This is a genomic window from Flavobacterium anhuiense (assembly GCF_050990855.1).
Lineage (GTDB): Bacteria > Bacteroidota > Bacteroidia > Flavobacteriales > Flavobacteriaceae > Flavobacterium > Flavobacterium anhuiense_C.
In genome coordinates this window covers 4,094,349-4,114,505 of the sequence record NZ_CP158861.1, presented here as the reverse complement: position 1 = coordinate 4,114,505, position 20,157 = coordinate 4,094,349, and the positions used below count along the sequence as shown (strand labels likewise).

18 protein-coding genes are annotated in these 20,157 nt (G+C 34.9%); 8 read left to right on the top strand and 10 right to left on the bottom strand.

Annotation, left to right across the window (positions count from 1 at the left end; genetic code table 11):
- Positions 1 to 15: 15 nt before the first annotated feature.
- From ABTV69_RS18115 to ABTV69_RS18080, 8 genes are all read right to left on the bottom strand, one after another.
- Complete coding sequence (locus ABTV69_RS18115) at positions 16 to 1,086, bottom strand: hypothetical protein (RefSeq protein WP_433831261.1); 1,071 nt, start codon at positions 1,084 to 1,086, stop codon at positions 16 to 18.
- Between the two features lie 38 nt (positions 1,087 to 1,124).
- Positions 1,125 to 1,943: a hypothetical protein gene (locus tag ABTV69_RS18110; RefSeq protein WP_433831259.1), complete on the bottom strand. Its 819-nt coding sequence runs from the start codon at positions 1,941 to 1,943 to the stop codon at positions 1,125 to 1,127.
- A 16-nt stretch (positions 1,944 to 1,959) separates the two neighbouring features.
- On the bottom strand, positions 1,960 to 3,201 hold the full coding sequence (locus ABTV69_RS18105; protein ID WP_433831257.1) for a TolC family protein: 1,242 nt from the start codon (positions 3,199 to 3,201) through the stop codon (positions 1,960 to 1,962).
- Positions 3,202 to 3,222: 21 nt separating this feature from the next.
- Positions 3,223 to 3,435, bottom strand: coding sequence for a hypothetical protein (locus tag ABTV69_RS18100; RefSeq protein ID WP_433831256.1), 213 nt, complete (start codon positions 3,433 to 3,435; stop codon positions 3,223 to 3,225).
- 236 nt (positions 3,436 to 3,671) lie between these two features.
- Entirely contained in the window at positions 3,672 to 4,127 is a 456-nt protein-coding gene (locus ABTV69_RS18095; protein ID WP_433831254.1) for a DUF2589 domain-containing protein, read from the bottom strand.
- Between the two features lie 19 nt (positions 4,128 to 4,146).
- Positions 4,147 to 4,428 (bottom strand): hypothetical protein, encoded by a 282-nt coding sequence (locus ABTV69_RS18090; protein WP_274250739.1) that lies wholly within the window; start codon positions 4,426 to 4,428, stop codon positions 4,147 to 4,149.
- A gap of 24 nt (positions 4,429 to 4,452) precedes the next feature.
- The gene (locus ABTV69_RS18085; protein ID WP_433831252.1) at positions 4,453 to 5,157 is read right to left on the bottom strand and encodes a DUF2589 domain-containing protein; all 705 of its coding nucleotides are present in this window, start codon (positions 5,155 to 5,157) and stop codon (positions 4,453 to 4,455) included.
- Between the two features lie 27 nt (positions 5,158 to 5,184).
- The gene (locus tag ABTV69_RS18080) at positions 5,185 to 5,781 is read right to left on the bottom strand and encodes a hypothetical protein (protein WP_433831250.1); all 597 of its coding nucleotides are present in this window, start codon (positions 5,779 to 5,781) and stop codon (positions 5,185 to 5,187) included.
- 1,036 nt (positions 5,782 to 6,817) lie between these two features.
- Between ABTV69_RS18080 and ABTV69_RS18075 the strand changes: the two genes are divergently transcribed.
- From ABTV69_RS18075 to ABTV69_RS18065, 3 genes are all read left to right on the top strand, one after another.
- Positions 6,818 to 7,564 carry a LytR/AlgR family response regulator transcription factor gene (locus ABTV69_RS18075; RefSeq protein ID WP_433831248.1) on the top strand — a complete coding sequence of 249 codons (747 nt, stop codon included), beginning with the start codon at positions 6,818 to 6,820 and terminating at the stop codon, positions 7,562 to 7,564.
- 186 nt (positions 7,565 to 7,750) lie between these two features.
- Complete coding sequence (locus ABTV69_RS18070) at positions 7,751 to 8,635, top strand: helix-turn-helix domain-containing protein (protein WP_433831246.1); 885 nt, start codon at positions 7,751 to 7,753, stop codon at positions 8,633 to 8,635.
- Between the two features lie 40 nt (positions 8,636 to 8,675).
- On the top strand, positions 8,676 to 9,398 hold the full coding sequence (locus ABTV69_RS18065; RefSeq protein ID WP_433831244.1) for an SDR family NAD(P)-dependent oxidoreductase: 723 nt from the start codon (positions 8,676 to 8,678) through the stop codon (positions 9,396 to 9,398).
- 93 nt (positions 9,399 to 9,491) lie between these two features.
- On the opposite strand, the gene ABTV69_RS18060 is transcribed toward ABTV69_RS18065, so the two are convergent.
- Both ABTV69_RS18060 and ABTV69_RS18055 read right to left on the bottom strand, forming a co-directional pair.
- Positions 9,492 to 9,893, bottom strand: a complete 402-nt coding sequence (locus ABTV69_RS18060) for an acyl-CoA thioesterase (protein WP_433831242.1) — start codon at positions 9,891 to 9,893, stop codon at positions 9,492 to 9,494.
- A gap of 6 nt (positions 9,894 to 9,899) precedes the next feature.
- A complete protein-coding gene (locus tag ABTV69_RS18055) occupies positions 9,900 to 10,454 on the bottom strand; it encodes a TetR/AcrR family transcriptional regulator (RefSeq protein ID WP_433831240.1) in 555 nt (184 codons plus the stop codon).
- Between the two features lie 295 nt (positions 10,455 to 10,749).
- Here ABTV69_RS18055 and ABTV69_RS18050 point away from each other — a divergent pair, with 295 nt between their 5' ends.
- The 5 genes from ABTV69_RS18050 (at position 10,750) to ABTV69_RS18030 (ending at position 20,146) form a co-directional block, all read left to right on the top strand.
- Entirely contained in the window at positions 10,750 to 11,721 is a 972-nt protein-coding gene (locus ABTV69_RS18050; protein ID WP_433831238.1) for a pectinesterase family protein, read from the top strand.
- A gap of 51 nt (positions 11,722 to 11,772) precedes the next feature.
- Positions 11,773 to 12,693, top strand: coding sequence for an alpha/beta hydrolase (locus ABTV69_RS18045; protein ID WP_433831236.1), 921 nt, complete (start codon positions 11,773 to 11,775; stop codon positions 12,691 to 12,693).
- Positions 12,694 to 12,766: 73 nt separating this feature from the next.
- Positions 12,767 to 13,816: a pectinesterase family protein gene (locus ABTV69_RS18040; RefSeq protein ID WP_433831234.1), complete on the top strand. Its 1,050-nt coding sequence runs from the start codon at positions 12,767 to 12,769 to the stop codon at positions 13,814 to 13,816.
- A 6-nt stretch (positions 13,817 to 13,822) separates the two neighbouring features.
- A complete protein-coding gene (locus ABTV69_RS18035) occupies positions 13,823 to 16,369 on the top strand; it encodes a glycoside hydrolase family 95 protein (protein WP_433831232.1) in 2,547 nt (848 codons plus the stop codon).
- 408 nt (positions 16,370 to 16,777) lie between these two features.
- A complete protein-coding gene (locus tag ABTV69_RS18030) occupies positions 16,778 to 20,146 on the top strand; it encodes a SusC/RagA family TonB-linked outer membrane protein (protein ID WP_433831230.1) in 3,369 nt (1,122 codons plus the stop codon).
- Positions 20,147 to 20,157 lie beyond the last annotated feature (11 nt).

Below are 20,157 nucleotides of genomic sequence, written 5' to 3'. Positions count from 1 at the left end.
TTCGAATATAATCTATCAATATAGATATCTGTTGTTTGTTCTAATAGTAGACGTAAGAGAATTGTTTTTAATAATGTTTTCTAGAGATTCTCCTTCATACGGAATTGAATTGTATGAGTTTTTTGTTGTTCGCTCCGTCAATTTTAGATTTTTGACATTAGAAGCCAAATTCAACAACGCATTAGTTTCGATTTTTATAATACCTTTTTGAATAGCATTCAAATCGCTATTTGAAATTTCTAATTCGTGTTTTACGATTTCTTTCAACAAATTGGTAGGACAATTTACCGCATCATATAATTCACTAATTTCATCATTTTTATCTACCATTGCAGAATGTCTAAATCCAGCTATATAAAACTTAGTTTCAATTACAGGCTCGTTATTTTTAGGATTTGCCACACTTAAACTATTGCGTTGACTTTCGTAAAAGTCAAGCCAGTATTGATCTGCTTTAAATTCATTTCTGGCATCAAATCGTGCTGGAAAATAAATGACTTTAAATAGGTTTGGTTTTTTGCTCTTGGCTGCAATAAAGTCTAGTGCGCTTTTAATTTTGTTTTCGCCTTCTATTGTTTCAAAACCCAGCAAATCATTTTTTGAACCTAAAAACTCTAAGTTTCTTACTTTTGAAGAACCTGGAACAGGATCTACAGCGATGAATGTAATTTTTTTAATCGGGCTATTTTCGAATGAATCCCTTTTACAAGTTTCGCGCAATGATGCAATAAAACCTAAAATGCCAACAGCAGCTCCTCGACTATGGCCTCCAATGATAAGCTCGACCTCTTTATCATTAGAATCTATTTTGTTTATAATATTAAAAAAATGCTCAATTTGAGCTAATTGATCGTGCTCTTCACTTCCAAAAGCTAAAGTTTTTGTTTGGTTCCATAAATCAAAGATTCCATCTAAATAAGAGGGTTTCTTGTCTAGCAATGTTTTGGTTGCGGAGAGATTTCCTTTTGTTCCCAGTCCATTTATGTATTCGACTTTAATGGTGTCTGTTTCTGCGATATTAAAAAAATCACGCATGTTTTCAGCTTCGGTACCCGTTCCTGAGTACCATAAAAATAGTTTTTTCATGATTATAGTTTTTATGATTAAAAATTTGATTTTGAAAGCTATAGTTGTGCAATTGCCTGAATGTTGCCATACAATATATCAGCCACGAAGGCACAGAATACCGCTATAAAAAGGTTGTGCAGGAATGTATCGTCTATGAGATAAGGGGCAAATACTTTTGTATTAATCAATAGTGTTGCGCTTAGACTGCCAAGAAAAATGGCAAGCCAGTAAAACGGAATTTTATTAGCGGTTAAAGTGCTATTATTGACTTGTTTAATTAGCTTCGGAAAGAAATACAACATGGCACCAAGAGAAGCAGTGGCTATGACATAAAGTTGATTTAAAACAAATGAAGCATCGTCTGTAAAGATGTATTTATCGATAAAAATGTCAGATTCAATTATAGCATATCCAAAACCAGAAAAAAGAATACTAATTATGGAAATTAGCGTAAACTGACGCGCTAATTTTATTTTTAATAAAGCAACTCTAGCATGTAATTGATCTCTATATTGGTTGACGTAATGTATGCTTTTTGGCGTTGCAGGATGTATGGCTTCCTTTAGCATTTCGTACAGCACTATTTGATGTGATAGCTTTTTTGTTTCGATTAGTGGACCAATTTCAGATGATAATTTATTGCCTTTTGTCACTGTGAAGTGAAGCATTGTTTCTATCTCTTTTTCGATAAGAGTTTCAAATGCGGTTTTGGTATTGGATGTTACAGGTAAAGGCTTGGATTGAACCTCAATAAAAGCATCTTCTTCGATAGTTTTTTCGATTATGATTTCTTCTGTAGATGGCTCTATTGCTGATTCAAAGGTTTCTGAAGTAGGTACAGAACGTTTTTTTATTTTATCAAATATTGCATTCATAATCTTCTTTTTTAAATTATAAAGTTGTTCCTGTGTAAAAGTCAAGAAGCTTTGCCTGAGTAATAGCTTCGTACTTTAATACAACAGCCTGTAGTGCATTCTGTCTGTTCCAGTTTCGCAGTACTAAATAAGCTTCGCAAGTAGAATTTCCATCTTCCAAATTCTTTGTGTTTTCGTTTAATAAAAGCGTTGTTTTGTCCAGAGTAATAAGTGCATTTTGATAGGCGGTCTCTTTATTTTCCAATTCATTGATAATAAAATCCACAGCGTACAATAAGGTCTTTTTTTGATTCGCGAGCTGCGTTTTTTGATAATTGAAATTGATAACAGCACGTTCTATATTGGCATTCTGACCTTTTAAATTAAATACAGGCACAGTAAGATTTAGCCCCAAATAACATTGAATTCCAAATGGTGTAATTCCATTGTTGTAGGCATAAAATGAATTGGCCTGAAAACTTAAAACAGGAGCGCGAAAACTTTTTGCAATAGCAATATTTTTGGCAGCAATAGCAGTTTCCAATTCATTACCGCTTATTCCTGGATCTGCTAGGACTGCTTTAGGAAAAGCCTCTGCGAGCTCTTTGTATGCTGGGACGAAAGGAGGAATTTCTTCAATATCAAAACCAGATGTATTGTCCAAATTAATAAGCTGACAGATTTTTAATAATGACAGTTTATACTGCATGCTTAAAGATTCCATTTCTTGTTGGTCTTGTTGCAGCATTGCTGCAAAAAAAGTCTGATCTGTATTGATAATTAAGTTTTTGCGAGATAATTTATAACGCAATTCTAGCGTCTTTTGATAGAATCTAACACCAACCAGAAACTGTTCTCTTTTAGATAGTGCATCTGTATAAGCATATAAAATTTGTATTTCAATATCATTTTGTGCACTAGCAATATTGTATTCACTTTTTACAGCTATCATATTTGCTTTTTCAAGCTCATACTTTTTTCTGAATCCAGCAGATAGGATAGTAGTACTTTCTAATCCAAAACTGGAATACCATAATTCGCCTCCCTGATTTCTAGAATAGTAGGGATTTAATACGGCATTAAATTGAGGAAGATAAAGTGCTTCAATATTCTTTTTATCCTCACCGTACACACCATTTAATATTGTATTTTCTTCTGCCTTAAAACTTCGTTTTCTGCCATAAGCAATACAATCTTTAAGGGTCCATATTTTTTGAGCCATTAATTTTGGAGCAAGGCATAAGAAGACCATGCAAATTAATGCAATACGTTTTTTCATGATAAATGATTTAAATGAAAACTAGTTTTTGGCTAACTCATCCAGGTTTATAAGATTTAACCCGCTGATGTCTACTTTTTGTCTGATTTCGCAGCTCGGGTAGGGAACTCCATTTTTATGAGCAAAATCGGCTATGGCATAAATGCACAATTCATCATCAAGCGACAGCTTATTAATACAGGTTTTATACTGTATTTCTTGTTTGTTTCCCTTCACAATAATTATACTTCCCATATTATTATAGTTTTAGTGAATAGATTTCTTTTAACCTCTTTTTACATCCGGATGTTTTTTTGAGGAACTCTTTGAAAGAGTTTTTAAATTTTGATGATGCAGCAAGTAGATTCTTTCACAGCGTATAGCGCACCCATTTTTATTTCCATCTGGATTTTGAACAAAGAAAAAATGGAATTTTTTGGTCAAGATTTTTCTATGAAAAGAAGATCAAATTTGCCATGAGTTAATTGTTGTTACACTACACTTTTTACCAGATAGTCATTAATTCTTAAAAAAGATTCTGACGGATCTCCAGCTTCAAAAGTGATTTCTACGTTTGCAGTGGCTTGTCTTTTTCCAAAAATTCCACCGCCACCGCCCATATCAATGTCCAGACTTGGTCCATTTTTGCTATCAGTTTGTTCCACCTTAATTTTGCCCAAACCCACTTTAAATTTAAGTTTGAGTTCTTTAATTTTAATGGCAGACGGCGGCAATAGGCTCAACAGTGGCACAGTCAACGTTGTCATTGCAGCAGGATCATCATCAGGATCAAGAGTTGGTACATAAAGTTCTTGTACAATTGGTTTTCCGTCTTCGTCAAAATATTTTGCGATTTGCATGATATGCTGCTCCTCTGTTAATTCCTGAGCTTTTAATACCGCGCTGTGGATAGCCTGTAATAAATGGTCAAATCTTTGTTGTGACATGGTTTCAAATTTTTAAATGTTATTTTTCGTCCAGCCAGTATGGCTTTCTTGCAAAACCAATATGATAGGTTGTGCTTTGCATATTAAGTTCGTGTTCGCCTAGTTTAAAACTTCCAATAGAGATATCTTTCCCTATTATAATTCCCTTGGGGTGCTGTGAGAGACATTTATTAAGCAACACCAACTGATCTTCTCGCATTTCATCGGTAAAAGGTGCACTCGGATTAATAGAACCAATGGTTATTTTCTTTATATATCGTATATCTGCGATAGTGATCTTTTGTGAATTATCTGGCAGCATATCAGTTGGTGTTAGGTTAATTAATTACTCTGTTTTTTCTGAAGAAGAGCCTGTCTCAGAACCGTCTGCACTCACTAGCCTACCTGGTTCTTTTGGCTTTCCATCTTCACCTCTTTCAATTTCACCAACAGCATTTGGTTTGTAAGCCATAACCTGACGTGGTTTTGCAGCATCATTCATGATATCAAGCACTCTTGCTAATCCTTCGGGCATACCATGATTGGTTGCTTTTACTTCTACATGATATTTGGCAGAATGATCTGTAGAACGCGTGTTTTCTTTGCTTGACGAAATAGAACCCGAAACGCTTGCATTGATAGAGAAAAAACCAATTTTTGCACTCATTGAGGCGCTAAATTCACCTTTAGAAGCAGATGATTCAACAGATTTCGTAGAACTTTTAACCTCCATGTCAAAAGTGATGTCTACCAAATCTACTTGCAGGTTTGGAATTGGTACAATGGCTAGCATTGGAAGTTTCATCTTAACCTCTTCAACTGTAGCATTTCCGTCTTTATCAAGCCCTGGGCGTTCAAAAACAAAATCTACCATTCGTGCAGGACCAGGAACAATTTCTCCTTTATCGTCTTTTACTTTTTCAAAACCGATGTCGTTAATAAATGCGGCTGTAGCCTTCGCCAAATCGGTGTTCGATTTTACAGCAGCAGACAACGGTCCACCGATTAGGTCTTCCATAGGAAGGCCCTTAAATTGATCTCCAATGTTCATAATAAATTATTTTTAAAGTGTTAATAATTAAATAGTAAAGTCCGATTCTTCCAATAATGTATAGGTGAAAGAATTGCCGTATAGACTTTTAGATCTGTTGCAGATACCCATAAAAAATTTGAAGTCAGCAACTTTTTTGAAAACCGTACAGCCAGCAGACCATTTTTCGACCGTTTGAGATTCGGTATCGGGATTGCTACGGTGAATATTAATACCGAAAATGCCTTCATGCTGAGGCCCAGAAAAGTCTAGTTTGCTGTCTTTATTGCTGTCTCGCCATACTTTTACAGGAGCTTTTTGCACCAATGCTTCATATTGGCCTTTATGCAGTCCGACTTGATGTGAGCCTTTGTACTGACCTGGAACGAGAATAGCAGTACCGCTTACGTTTAATGGATTTTTTAGCCAGAACAACCCTGGATCTGTGGTAGCAGCAAAATAGAATACTTGCGGTGTAAGACTGTCATCGCTAAAGATTAAACATAATGTATCATCAAAAGAATTGGCGATTACATTTTTGCTTCGAATACCTATAATGTTTAGATTATAAGGTTTGTTTGTGTCAAAAAAAGTATATCCTTTTTTTGCGTAAACGTTTTGGATTTCATTAATAGATGGTTTCATATTCCTTATTTTTTTTATTTGATAAGTTGATTATCAATTGTTTATAAGGCAATATTACTCTAGCCTAATAGGCTTTTTCGTTTTTATGGCACGAACGGTAAAGTTTTAGTTATGAACGGTTTAAAATTTATTATGTAGGATTTATTTTAGTTATTAATGCTTTAAAAACAATTATGTAGGATTTTATTTCTTATTTTTGATTTATTGTATAACCCCAAAAACAAATCATAATTATGACTATTAAGAAAATTAGTGTTGAAAAAAGGGTTCAGACGTCTTTACAAAAAAAGAAGGTTTTGAGCCAGACTGTTTTTTTTAATACAGAATCACAATCAGATCAGTATTATAGAAACGGCGAGTTTGCAGCAATTGAAAACAGCAATTGTCGGCACTCAAAAAGATACAGTACAAAACAAATACCTACCATTATCGCGAATTGTATTGGTTTGCCACGGCCATTTTATTAATAGATTGATTTTAGAGCCTAGAAAGAAACTATTACTCATCAACTTTAGGATTTGCTTAGAATAAAAAGAGCAATTCTTAATTTTTATAGTTTGTGATTAGATACGAACATGCAAAAGAGGAAACTTTTGGACTCGATATTTCATTGTTTAATGAATACTGAAATTGAAATCAGCTGTTTAATTTTCAATAGTTAAGCTATTGAAATCTGAAACACCATTTTTTACTCCATACAAAATAACCGTGATAATGTTTGTCATTATTTCAATCCTATATCTATACTAATTTCGTGAAAGAATGATGCTATAATTTTTTTAGGAGATTGCTACTGATATTTTCCATTTTTTAAGGCTTAATTTCATTTCTATTTGAGATTCTTCTTCAGGCTTTCCCTCTTTGTATCATTTATTTTTTAAGCCCATCAATAGTTTGGTGAAGGATGCTGCATGCCGATTTTAAATGATTTTAAAAATGGTTCTAAAGTCTTATGTCCAGAATTGGTGCGGTCGAGGCATTGATGCATTTAAAAAGTATGCTATATGCATATTTATAACTTTCAAAGACGAAAATTATGAAAATAAGAATACTAATTATAGAAGATCAAGCTTTTCAGGCCCAGTCTTTAAAAGAATCTCTTGAAGAAAGAGGATATGAAGTTACAGCTGTAGCCAATAATTTAAAAGATGCATTGGGATATTACTATGCACAAAAACCAGATATCGTAATTGTAGACGTATATCTAAACGGTAAACCAGACGGAATTGTATTTGCTCAGCGAATAAACGAGAACCAATTTACATTAAAGCCTTTTGCTTTTTTAACAAGTTCTATAGATAGAAGAACTTTTGAATTGGCCAGAAATACAAATCCATATTGTTATTTAATCAAACCAATTAATGTTCTCGAATTAGAGTTTGCCATTGAGCTTGCAATTGAAAAGTTTATGGGGATGCAAGGTATTTTTTCCGCTAGTCAATCTGGAGCCATTGTGATGGACGGTTTTTTTCTGATAAAAAGAAAAGATACATTGGTAAAAGTAGCTTTCAATTGTATAGAATGCATTTATGTCGAAGGAAAATATACTTCAATTATTACCAAAGACGAATCGTTTTTGACAGAAATATCCCTGAAGCAAATCCAGCAAAAATTACCTGATAAGCAGTTTATACAAATTCATCGCAATCATATGGTAAATTTGAATGTTATTAAAAGAATTCATATTTCTGATAACCACATTGAATTATTGTCTGGTAAAACGGTATCAATGAGCCGAAGGTTTAAAGAAAAAATTGGAACCAATTACTCGATTCTGAAATAAATAAAAAGCATTAAAAAAAACAAATCCCCAAAACTGCCTTCCGGTCACCTTTCTTAAGAATATTCGACTCTAAATAACTGAATAGGTTTCTGAAGACCAATCTAAAAAGGTTGTGGTGACAGGTTGGCTTTTATAAAGGACAATTTTTCTTTTGTCGTATAATATGAGCCAAATAGAAAAGTTAATTTGAGCCAAATAGAAAACCAAGACAACGCAATTCCTCTTAATTTTGCTGAAGTAAATCATTTAAAAATGACGAATAGCGAAATTGCACAGATATTTTTTTATTGTACTGATTACAATAATACTTCTATAGAATCATTTATGGCCGATCATAAAATATGGCATATCAAAAATGGTTACATACTCTTTTTTGAAAATGGCAAAACGTATCGTGCAGAAGCAGGGCAGACCATTTTGTTGCGTAGAAACCAATTGGTAAAGGCATCACTTATGGACAGTGAAGGTGGAGAAAAATTTGAAATGGTTAAAATACTGCTTACACGCGAATTTTTGAAAAGCTTGGTTTTGGAAGATCCTGCAATTCTTGCTCATTCCGAGCTTTTAGAAAAATATCCAGAAAACTTTCTGGTAGCCAATAACGAACTCATGTCTGCTTTTTTTGAATCGTTGAAACCGTACATTATCGCAGAAAAGAATACTCCAGGCCAATTGAGCGCGATAAAAGCAAAGGAAATTCTTCTTTTGCTTGAAATGCACTGGCCGGGCATTAAAAATAGCCTCTTGGATTTTTCAGAACCTATTAAACTTGAGCTTGACGAGTTTATGAAGAAAAATTATAGTTATAATGTCACTTTAGACCGATTCGCCTACCTTTCAGGTCGAAGTCTTGCGGCATTCAAAAGGGATTTTAAAAAAATCCACAATACCTCTCCTCACAAGTGGCTAATGGAAATGCGTCTTGCAGAAGCTAAAAGACTCATTTTTCAAGAGAAACAGCCTCCCACAGCCGTTTACTTACAGGTTGGCTTTGAGAACCTTTCGCATTTTTCTACTGCGTTTAAAAAGCGCTATGGTTTTAATGCTTCATCCGCGAAAGGACTTCACTAAATTATAGAAAACATTAGTATAAATTAAACAAAGTAATACAATGAGAAAAGTGTTAATTACAGGCGCCAATAAGGGGCTGGGCTTTGAGCTTGCCAAATATCTGCTGCAAAAAGAATATTTTGTCTTTCTTGGATGTCGAAATATAGATTCTGGAAAGAAAGCAATTCTTGAACTTGAAAAAATAGGATTGGAAAACTGTACACTGCTAGAAATTGATATATCAAATGAGGGATCGATTGATGAAGCCGCAAAAGAGTTCGGAAAACATAATGAGGTTCTGGATATTCTGATAAATAATGCTGGAATTCTTGGACCAAGACCTAGTAAAGAGAATCCGCTTACGCTTAAAGATGTTCGTGAAGTTTTTGAAACTAATTTCTTTGGGACCATTGCGGTGACAGAGGCATTTATGCCTTATTTGAAAAAATCATCGCTGCCTGTAATAGAAAATATCACCAGCGATCTCTCTTCATTAACCATGCATCAGGATCCCGAATGGCTATTGTATAAAGCAAAATCTATAAGTTATGGACCATCAAAGACCGCATTGAATGCTTATACAGTAGCACTTGCCTATGAATATAAAGATCTTGGATTCAAAATAAACTGTGTTACACCAGGATGGACTTCTACAGATTTTAATGGAAACAGTGGAGGAAAATCTGCCGCAGAGAACTGCATTAATCTTGCAAAGTATGCCATGCTTGATCAAAATGGACCAACGGGTAAGTTTTTTGGAGAGCACGGAGAACTTCCGTGGTAGGCAATAGAATTATATATAAACTATTAAATTTTCTCATTCAAGTTGACTTTTGTACAACCTGAATTAGAAAATTTAATAGTTAAAAAAGATTTGTTATTTTATTGCTTTTAACCATTCTTCTGTTGGTTTGACCAATTTTCGCTGTGTGGTGTCAAACAATCCTATTTTCATTTCTATATCAGAGCAGAGATTGTTCTCATTGTCGGTGATCCATTGTTTTATTGTTCCGATCTTTCCTTCGTATTCGCCAGTTTGTGTATGAATGGTTATTTTTTGCCTTAACTTCAGTTCTTTAATAAATCTAAGGTGAATATCCAATATAACAGGACCTAAACCTGTTTCTTTAATTTTATCCAAACCATAGCCATTTTCGGTTATAAATTCCCAACGCGCTTCTTCATAGATTTGCAAATAGGTTGCATTGTTTACATGACCAAAGGTGTCAAGATGAAATTCTTTGATAGTTAGTTCATAAGTGAAAATTTTGTTTGCCATTATATATTATTTTTTTAAAATTATTTCGTCCAAAAGGACTTCTAAAGTTTGTTCAAATGTATGATTGCTGTTTTCAATCCTAGCGAGCTGCGTTAAAGCCATAAGTGTCGAAACAAGAATTTTTGCTTTTAAGCGTGGAGAAGCAATTGGTTTGAAAATGTTTTGATTTTGTCCTTCGTCTAAGATCGAAGCGGTCCATTCTACAATTGAATCTGCAAATGTGAGCACTTTTTCTCTCAATTTCTCATCCAATGTATTGATGTCAGAAGTTAGTGCTCCAACAATACAGACTTTTTGTGCTGCTGCGAGCCTTTTGTAATAAAGAAAAAGCTTTAAGATTTTTTCTAGCGGTGTTTTGTCTTTTGTTCGCAACATAGTTTGTTCAAAAGCATCTTGATGCGATTGAATGATAGCAATCCCTAAATCACTTTTTACAGGGAAATGATAGTGAATCGATGATGTTTTAATATCAATTGTTTCCGTTATTGTTTTATAGCTAAATGCATTGTATCCTCTCTCCATTAAAAGCTGATCAGCTACTTCAATAATTCGATTTTTCATTTTCTACCTATTTATAGATAGGCAAATGTAATTAAAAAATTCTGAAATGGGACTTTTTTATTGCGGTTACATTTTTCTGAATAGTTTGAAGTTTTCATGTTCTAGCAGTTTTTCCCATCCTTTTTGTGATTTCACCCTAGAGTAATTGTAAAATGTCCCATGTTGTTTAATGCGAAACATTCTATGTTTGCATCTGTTGACAGTTAGAATTTTAGCTATGGCAATAGTCTGATGAAATTTAATGCTGATACTCCAATCGCCAAATACCAACGCGTTACCGTATTTTAATCGTATTATGAAAAAATATATCACTTTATTATGCTGCTTTTTTCTTTTTTGTTATCCCTTTCCAAAAGCTTGGAGCATAACTATTCAGGATACGATCACGGTTTCATTAGATGGTTCTTCTGATTTTATTTCAATCCAAGAGGCGATTACAGCTTGCGGAGCTTTTCCATCCAATCCTAAGACGATTTTTATTAAAGAAGGTATTTACAAGGAAAAAATCTTAATTGATTCTTTTAATAGTAATATCTCGCTTATCGGAGCAAACAAGGACAAGACCATCATTTCATTTGATAATTATAATGGTCAGCCGAACATTGGCACTTTTACCAGTTTTACTGTAAAAGTTCTTGCCGACAACATCAGCATTCAGAATTTGACGATTCAAAATACTGCAGGTCCTGTAGGGCAGGCTGTGGCTTTGCATGTTGAGGGAGATTATTTTAAAGCTTCCCATTGTAAAATTGTGGGAAATCAGGATACTTTATATGCCTCGGGAGAAAATAGCCGGCAATATTTTACTGATTGTTATATAGAAGGCACTACCGATTATATTTTTGGTTCGGCTACTGCGATTTTTGATAATTGCATTTTGTACAGTAAAGCCAATTCTTATATCACTGCAGCAAATACCACCACAAATAGTAAATATGGTTTTGTTTTTTTGAATTGCAAACTTTTATCTGCACCTAATATTCGTAAAGTATATCTAGGGCGTCCGTGGCGAGAGTATGCCAATGTAATTTTTTCTAATTGTTTTATGGATTCGCACATTCAGCCAGAAGGCTGGCACAATTGGGGAAAACCAGCAAGTGAGAAAACAGCTTATTTTGCAGAATTTAAAAATTATGGTCCGGGAGCTTTAACCGATAAGCGTGTAAAATGGTCCCATTTTCTTTCTTCAGAACAAAACAGCAAACTCACTTTTGATGTCATTTTTAAAGTTGAAAATCAATGGATGCTCAACACTACAACACCATAAAAATAAGATATTCTATTAAAAACTCCTTTTATAAAAAAAAAGACAAATAAAATGAAAAATCTTGCTCTTCTTTTCTTCTTAATAGTTGCTGTGAATGCCGCTTTCGGCCAAGAAATCATTCCACTTTGGGAAAAGGGTAAAATGCCCAATTCTAAAGGAATGAAATTAAAAAAGATAGAAGATCGAGAACGCATAACGCAGGTTGATGCTCCTTCGATGTATGCTTTTTTTACTTCTAAAGAAGAAAATACAGGAGCAGCAGTTTTAATTTTTCCGCCTGGCGGATATCAAAAGCTGACTTATAATATTGCTGGATTTCAATTGGCAAAATGGTTCAATACGTTTGGAGTCAATGCTTTTGTTGTAATGTATAGGCTCCCAACTTCACCAGATCTTGTAAATCCTGCCTTTGGACCAATTATGGATGGACAGAGAGCTATTAAAATTATTCGAAAAAATGCTTCTCAATGGGAAATTGATGCAGCTAAAATTGGTGTAATGGGCGCTTCTGCAGGAGGAGGATTAACCGTTAATCTTGCTACAATTACAACAGATTATGCTCAAATAAAAGATGATTTGGACGCTGTAAGCATACAACCCAATTTTCAAATTGTAATTTCTGGAGCTATCAGTATGACACAAAATGCTCATAAAGGAAGTTATGAAGCTTTGTTAGGAAAAAATCCAGATTCGAAAAACGAACAGCTTTTTTCGGGTGAATTAAACGTTACGGCTGTTACGCCTCCTGCATTTGTTATTTGTGCGGCAGACGATCATGTCGTAAATCCGTTAAATAGCATACAGTATTATCAAGCGCTCTTAAAAGCCAAAGTGAAAGCTGCGTTACATATTTTTCCACAAGGAGATCATGCAATTGCACTTCGCAATAATCCAGGTTCTACACAATTATGGCCAGTGCTATGTGAAGCTTGGCTGACAGAAATGGGTTTTCTAACCAAAGCGCAAAAATAATTTTGAATTGAACTAACTATTAGCAAGCAATTAGCGTGCAAAACCAAATTAATAACTTTCGAAGACTTAAATCATGAAAAAAAACTTTTACAAATGGGCCATTTTTGTAGCCTTTATGATACTATTGCCAAATTGCCATCTAGCGCAGACTAAAGACAAAATTACAGTAGCTATAGATGGCAGCGGCGATTATACTAAAATTCAAGATGCCGTTAATGCCGTTCCAGCAGATAAAGTAGGGCGCACTATAATTTTTATAAAAGACGGATTGTATAACACGGAAAAAATTATCGTTCCTTCTGATAAAAAGCGAATTACATTTAAAGGTGAAAGTCGCGAAAAAACGATTCTAAGTTATCATATTTTTGATTGTACTGGTGGTTTAAACAATAAATGTCCAGCTGAAGATGCAGCCAAATGGGAAGGACAGAATATTAGAACTTCGGCATCTGTAACGATTCAAGGGGATGAGTTTAGAGCTGAAAATATCACTTTTCAAAATACGGCAGGTCCTGTTGGACAAGCTTTAGCGGTCTTTATTACATCAGATAAAAATACTTTTATAAATTGTGATTTTTTAGGATATCAAGATACGATGCTTCTCGGAAAAGATGGCACACGCAGCTATTTTAAAAACTGTATGGTTTTAGGCAGAACAGACTACATTTATGGAGGAGGAATTGGTTATTTTGACAGTTGCGAAATTAGAAGTTTTGGCGGAGGCTGGATTACAGCTCCAAGTACGCCTAAAGATCAAAAATATGGATTTGTGTTTAATAAATGCAAACTGACTTTTGTTGGCAATAGCCCTCGCGTTAAAGATGATACACAACCTTTCAGTCTTGGTCGTCCTTGGCATAATTATCCTAAAGTAGCTTGGTTGAATTGTGAAATGGCAAAAGAATTAAATCCGTTGGGGTGGCCAACTACTTGGCGTATGGATTATGCTTCAACCAGTGCCGATTTGCATTTGTACGAATACAATAACAAAGGAGAAGGTGCTAATATGACGGGCAGAGCTAAGTGGGAAGGTTTAAAAGCGCTTTCTGCTGCTGAAGCCAAATTCTATTCGATGGAAAATGTCTTAAATGGATCTGACAAGTGGATGCCTACAGCTAAATAGTAGTCTATGAATACTCTTCTAAAAAAATCATTTTTATCGTTTTTTATCTTTTTTTCTTTTCTGGATCATTCTTTCGGGCAGAAGAAATTGGTTTTATGGTATGATAAACCTTCAAAAGCATGGACAGATGCTGTTCCTTTAGGAAATGGAAGGTTAGGTGCAATGGTCTATGGAGTGCCTCAATCTGATACCATTCAGATTAACGAAGATACTTTTTGGTCAGGAAGTCCTTATCAGAATGTCAATCCAAATGCTAAAAAAAGTTTGAAGCAGATTCAGAATTATCTTCAAAACGAAAATTTTATTGAAGCTCAAAAACTAGCTTTATCCAATATTATTGCAGATCGAAAAACAACTTCGCATGGACAGGTATACCAGTCGATCGGGAATTTGGTTTTAACAGTTCCTAATCACAAAAAATATACTAATTTTTACAGAGATCTGGATTTAAAAACGGCAATTGCAACTACTAAATATACAGTAGATGGAGTTAACTTTCAGCGTGAAGTTTTTACTTCTTTTACAGACCAGCTCATTATTATTCGCCTTTCGGCGGATAAAAAAGCAACGATTAATTTTAATGCTTCTTTTGCTGGACCTCTCAAAACTAATATGGTAAAAGTTGTAGCTTCTGTGCCTGATAACCAGAACCAAATGCTTGTTGTTACTGGAAAATGTGCTCGTGAAAAAGAAGAAAATATAACCAATTTATTGCATTTTAATACACAGATAAAAGTAGAAGCAAAAGGAGGAATCCAATCCAAAGATGGAGAATCTATTAGTGTAAAAAATGCCGACGAAGCTTTTATTTACCTTTCTGTAGCGACAAACTTTAAGAATTATAAAGATATAAGTGCAGATGCCGAGAAAAGGGCAAAAGAGTATCTGCAGTCTTTTTCTAAATCGTATCAAAAAGCCAAAGAAGATCATATTGCTTTTTATCAAAAACAATTTAATAGAGTACAATTAGATTTAGGCAGTTCGCCGCAAATAAACAAACCGACAGATCAGCGTATTGCCGAATTTTCAAAAACAGCTGATCCTGATTTAGTTTCTACTTATTTTCAGTTTGGGCGTTATTTGCTTATTGCGTCTTCTCAGCCCGGAACTCAGCCCGCCAATTTACAAGGAATTTGGAATCCGAATGCTGGTCAATATCCAGCTTGGGATAGCAAATACACCACTAATATTAATGTCGAAATGAATTATTGGCCTGCAGAAGTAACCAATCTTTCAGAATGTCATGAGCCCTTTATACAATTAATTAAAGAAGTTAGCGAAACAGGTAAACAATCGGCTTCTGAAATGTATGGAGCTAGAGGTTGGACTTTGCACCATAATACAGATTTATGGCGTTCTACGGGTGCAGTAGATGCGACGGCGGGAATATGGCCTACTTGTAACGCATGGTTTGCTGCACATTTATGGGAAAGATTTCTGTTTACAGGAGATCAATCTTATCTGAAAGAAGTGTATCCGATATTAAAAAGCGCTTCAGAGTTTTATCAGGATTTCTTACTTAAAGACAAGAAAACAGGTTATTTGGTTGTTTCTCCTTCGATTTCTCCAGAACATACTCCCGGTTTGCAATCGTATGAATATGTAAAACCAGATGGGACTATAGGCAAAGAACGTTGCAATGTTTTTGCTGGTGTTACGATGGACAATCAAATGGTGTTTGATTTGCTTTCGAATACGATTGATGCGGCAGAAATTTTGAATGTAGATCAGCAATTTGCATTAGAGTTGAAAAAAATTCGCGAGCAATTACCGCCAATGCATATCGGAAAATATACGCAATTGCAGGAATGGCTTGAAGATTGGGATCGTAAAAATGATTCGCACCGCCATTTATCTCATTTATGGGGTGTTTTTCCGGGAAGAGAAATTTCTCCTTTTAAAACTCCTGAACTTTTTGAAGCTTCTAGAAACTCTCTTATGGGTAAAGGAGATGCCAGCCGTGGTTGGTCAATGGGATGGAAGGTATGTTTATGGGCTAGATACTTAGACGGAAATCATGCTTATAAACTCATTACAAATCAGCTTAATCTGAAACCAGCAACAGCAACAATTAAAGATCCAGATGGCGGTACTTATACGAATATGTTTGATGCACATCCGCCATTTCAAATTGATGGAAATTTTGGCTGTACAGCTGGTATTGCCGAAATGCTGATTCAGAGCCACGATGGAGCAGTTAGTTTGCTGCCTGCTTTACCCGATGTTTGGCAAAATGGAACAATTAAAGGATTAAAAGCACGAGGTGGTTTTGAAATAGAAAACATGGAATGGAAAAATGGCAAGTTGGCTTCGGTAACAATTAAATCTAATCTAGGAGGAAATCTCCGTTTGAGAAGCTATACGCAATTAAAAGGCTCAGGGTTAACTGTCGCAAAAGGTACTAATTCAAATACTTTTTATAAGTATCAACCAGTCGAAAAACCATTGGTTTCTTCTAGCGCAGTATTTACAGGAACTGCAGTAGCCAGAACATTCGAGTTTGACGTTAAAACCGAAAAAGGAAAAAGCTATACTTTTCAGTCTGCTAAATAAATTTTTAATTGTTTTCTAAACATAAAAAGGTGCTGTGATAATGATAAAGTCACAGCACTTTTTTTATGGCAATTCGGATTTTATTTTTTGTAGGATTATGATTTTTAAAAATAGCGTTTTTTTATACAAGACGCTTTATTGTGTTGTAAATAAAGGGCTTCTGTGAAATGCCCCCTATCATATTGTTTTTAGACCACCTTCAAATTAGGATTAAAATCTAGTTTTGTTTTTAGAATAAATCATTAAAACAGATGCTTTTTTTTTGGTATGTGTTTTTTTGAGGCTGATTATTTAAACATAATTAAATGCGGACATGTTTTTGGCTTAACCACACCATTGAGCGGTCCTTTTTTAGAATAAATATTCATTATTAACTATACCAACTAACCAATTTAAACCATTTATCTTATGAAAAAGAATTTGCCAAAGAATCATTTTGGCATGGTGAGAAATGTCAAGAAAAAAGCCGCTTTGCTATCAGCAGTAGTTTTGCTCTTCGATTTTTCTGCCAATGCCACTACGAACTCAAATTCAAAAACATTGACTCGTTTCGACTTTTCGCGAAACAGTAAGAACTATAACAATTTTCCCTTTAACTTATTTGATTCTTTTCAAAATGAAATAACTGTAAGCGGTAAAGTTGTAGACGAAAAAGGACTTGGCATACCTGGTGTGACTATTTTATTAAAAGGTACAAAAAAGGCGGCAATGTCTGATATTGACGGAAGTTTTATTATCGAAAAAGTACCTTCAAATGGTACATTGACTTTCTCTTTTATCGGTATGGAAACCCAGCATATTGACCTTGATGGAAGAAGCAATTTAAAGGTGGTCATGAAAGATGCTTCTACCAATCTTGATGAGGTGGTAGTAATTGGATACGGAACTACAAAACGTAAAGATTTAACAGGTTCTGTCGCTTCTGTAAGTATGAAAGATCTGAAAGATATTCCGGCAACTTCGGCATTGCAAGCTATCGCAGGACGTTTGGCAGGGGTAAATGTTACCATCACTGAAGGTTCTCCAGATGCGCAAATTAATGTCCGAGTGCGTGGAGGAAGTTCTATTACGCAGGATAATTCACCGCTTTATATTGTCGATGGGTTTCAGGTCAATAGTATTAATGATATTCCGCCTGGTGACATTGAGACTATTGATGTATTAAAAGATGCTTCATCAACGGCCATTTATGGTTCGCAAGGAGCAAATGGAGTTGTCCTTGTTACGACTAAATCTGGTAAAAAAGGAAAGACCGAAATTACGGTAAATGCTTATACGGGTTTAAAAAAGACGTACAATCTTACTAATGTTTTATCTCCGTACGAATATGTATATTTTCAAAAAGAATTGGACCCAGGATCGAGCGTGACGGGTACTAGTTTTTATTCTGCCTATGGTTTATGGGAAGATCGTGATATCTACAAATCTAAGAAAGGAATGGACTGGCAGGATCAGCTGTACGGAAATACTGGCGTGCAAACACATACCGATTTTGGCTTGACTGGCGGAGATGATAAATTACAGTACAAGTTGAATTATACACATGATCAAGAAGACTTTATCATGGTTAATTCAGCGTACAAAAGAGATTATGTAAGTTTTAAATTGAATAAAGAATTGAGTTCTAAGTTTCGTTTTGATTTCAATTCGCGTTTTTCTAATACCATAATAAATGGACCGAGTGTTTCGAATGGAGGAAAACTAAAAGATGGTATTAAATATGCGCCAGTTAGAAGTTTAACGTATCTGGATCCTGCATTATCGTTAGGAGGTACAGATAATATAACTTCTGCAGAAGCTTTGAGCAGTTTAAATGATCCTATTTATAATATTAAAAACGAATACAAAGAGCAAAACAATCTAAACCTGACAATGAACGGAGGTTTAACTTGGAAACCTCTAAAAGGGCTTTCTATAGTTTCACAAGGTAGTTACGGAATAAACAGAAATTATACTGATAATATTTGGTTGCGAAATACAGGAGAAGCAAGTGCTAATGGAGGTCAGCCCGTGGCGAAGCGTCAAGATGTGAAAGGAGCAGATTGGTCTATTCAAAATACCATAAGTTATGATATATCATTTAATAAATCGGCGCACAAGTTCAACTTCTTGCTCGGACAGGAAGCTAGAAATTCTCAGGTTGATGAAACTTTGGTTCAATCTAAATTCTTTCCAGCCGATTTTGGAGCACAGGATGTTTTAGCAATGTGGAATTACGGTACGCCTTTGCCAACGTATACAACAATTGGTGAGCCAACTAGAACGTCTTCTTATTTTGGACGTATTAATTATACGTTTCTTAATAAATACATCTTCAGTTTTACTTCTCGTTTTGATGGTAAAAATGTTTTTTCTCCGGATAATCGTTGGGGATATTTTCCAGGAGCGGCATTTGCTTGGCGTTTGTCTGATGAGAAATTCATGGCAAAGACGAAAGGTTGGCTTTCTGATGCTAAATTTCGTTTAAGCTACGGAGAAGTTGGAAACGCACGTGTAGGTTCGTACTGGCGTCAGGATTATACTTTTGAAACTACCGCAAATCGTCTTATTTATGTGAACGAAGTTGGACAGAGTTCTTTAAAACCTTCCAATACTTTAAAGAATGAAAACCTTACTTGGGAAACGACGGTTTCTACGAATTTAGGTTTAGATCTCGGATTTTTTAACCAGAGATTAACCTTAAGTGTTGACGCTTATAAAATTGACACCAATGACTTGATCTTAGCGGTAGCTTTACCTTCAAACTCAGGATATGTTTCGCAATATCAGAATATAGGAAGTACTTCTAATAAAGGTCTTGAATTTACATTAAACGGAAATATTGTTGAAACTTCTCAATTTAGATTATCAGCCAACTTTAATATTGCTTTTAATAAAAATATTGTAAAAAGCTTAGACGGATCTAATGAAATGATTGCAGCATCTAATTGGGCACCTAATGTTGGACGTGACGATTATAGAGTACGCGTAGGACAGCCAGTTGGTTTGATGTACGGTTATGTGTCTGATGGTATGTATTCTTTTGATGATTTCAATTTTGATAATGTACAGAAAAAATGGATTTTAAAAGATGGTGTTGCTGATGCCTCAAAAGTAATTACGACTTCAGGAAATTATTTTGGACCAGGACACATGAAACTGAAAAAACTAGGAGGTACAGGTAATGTTATTAATCCTGACGACGATCGAAAAGTTATTGGGCGCGCACAGCCTAAACATACTGGAGGTTTTGCCCTTAGCGGTGCTTTTAAAGGTTTAGATTTTTCAGCGATGTTCAACTGGTCTTATGGCAATGATATATATAATGCCAATAAAATTGATAACTCGACTTTCAGCGGTTCAAAACGTTATAATAATGCCAATGCCTTAATGAGTTTAGAGAATCGTTTTACAACGATCGATCCCGTTACGGGAAATAATATCATGTTTGGTGCCGATGCTAATCCGCAATTGTTGCAGGAAGTTAATCAAGGTGCTAGTATTTGGCATCCTTTGTCTAACTCTACCATTATCACAGATTGGGCTATTGAAGACGGTTCATTTTTACGTTTGGGAAATCTTACTATCGGATACACACTTCCTGAAACCATCGCCAAAGGAAAATTTATCAAAAGAGTGCGTTGTTATGTGTCGGGTAATAACCTAAAAGTTTGGACCCGCTATTCGGGACAGGATCCAGAGGTAAGTACCAATAATTCTCCGTTAACACCTGGATTGGACTGGTCAGCTTATCCAAAAGCAAGAACCTTATTATTTGGTGCCAACATAACTTTTTAATCGCTTATTAT

Bases quoted from the DNA above. Each gene is read 5' to 3' on its own strand.
- ABTV69_RS18115 (WP_433831261.1), bottom strand. From the start codon at position 1,086: ATGAAAAAACTATTTTTATGGTACTCAGGAACGGGTACCGAAGCTGAA.
- ABTV69_RS18110 (WP_433831259.1), bottom strand. From the start codon at position 1,943: ATGAATGCAATATTTGATAAAATAAAAAAACGTTCTGTACCTACTTCA.
- ABTV69_RS18105 (WP_433831257.1), bottom strand. From the start codon at position 3,201: ATGAAAAAACGTATTGCATTAATTTGCATGGTCTTCTTATGCCTTGCT.
- ABTV69_RS18100 (WP_433831256.1), bottom strand. From the start codon at position 3,435: ATGGGAAGTATAATTATTGTGAAGGGAAACAAACAAGAAATACAGTAT.
- ABTV69_RS18095 (WP_433831254.1), bottom strand. From the start codon at position 4,127: ATGTCACAACAAAGATTTGACCATTTATTACAGGCTATCCACAGCGCG.
- ABTV69_RS18090 (WP_274250739.1), bottom strand. From the start codon at position 4,428: ATGCTGCCAGATAATTCACAAAAGATCACTATCGCAGATATACGATAT.
- ABTV69_RS18085 (WP_433831252.1), bottom strand. From the start codon at position 5,157: ATGAACATTGGAGATCAATTTAAGGGCCTTCCTATGGAAGACCTAATC.
- ABTV69_RS18080 (WP_433831250.1), bottom strand. From the start codon at position 5,781: ATGAAACCATCTATTAATGAAATCCAAAACGTTTACGCAAAAAAAGGA.
- ABTV69_RS18075 (WP_433831248.1), top strand. From the start codon at position 6,818: ATGAAAATAAGAATACTAATTATAGAAGATCAAGCTTTTCAGGCCCAG.
- ABTV69_RS18065 (WP_433831244.1), top strand. From the start codon at position 8,676: ATGAGAAAAGTGTTAATTACAGGCGCCAATAAGGGGCTGGGCTTTGAG.
- ABTV69_RS18060 (WP_433831242.1), bottom strand. From the start codon at position 9,893: ATGGCAAACAAAATTTTCACTTATGAACTAACTATCAAAGAATTTCAT.
- ABTV69_RS18055 (WP_433831240.1), bottom strand. From the start codon at position 10,454: ATGAAAAATCGAATTATTGAAGTAGCTGATCAGCTTTTAATGGAGAGA.
- ABTV69_RS18050 (WP_433831238.1), top strand. From the start codon at position 10,750: ATGAAAAAATATATCACTTTATTATGCTGCTTTTTTCTTTTTTGTTAT.
- ABTV69_RS18045 (WP_433831236.1), top strand. From the start codon at position 11,773: ATGAAAAATCTTGCTCTTCTTTTCTTCTTAATAGTTGCTGTGAATGCC.
- ABTV69_RS18040 (WP_433831234.1), top strand. From the start codon at position 12,767: ATGAAAAAAAACTTTTACAAATGGGCCATTTTTGTAGCCTTTATGATA.
- ABTV69_RS18035 (WP_433831232.1), top strand. From the start codon at position 13,823: ATGAATACTCTTCTAAAAAAATCATTTTTATCGTTTTTTATCTTTTTT.
- ABTV69_RS18030 (WP_433831230.1), top strand. From the start codon at position 16,778: ATGAAAAAGAATTTGCCAAAGAATCATTTTGGCATGGTGAGAAATGTC.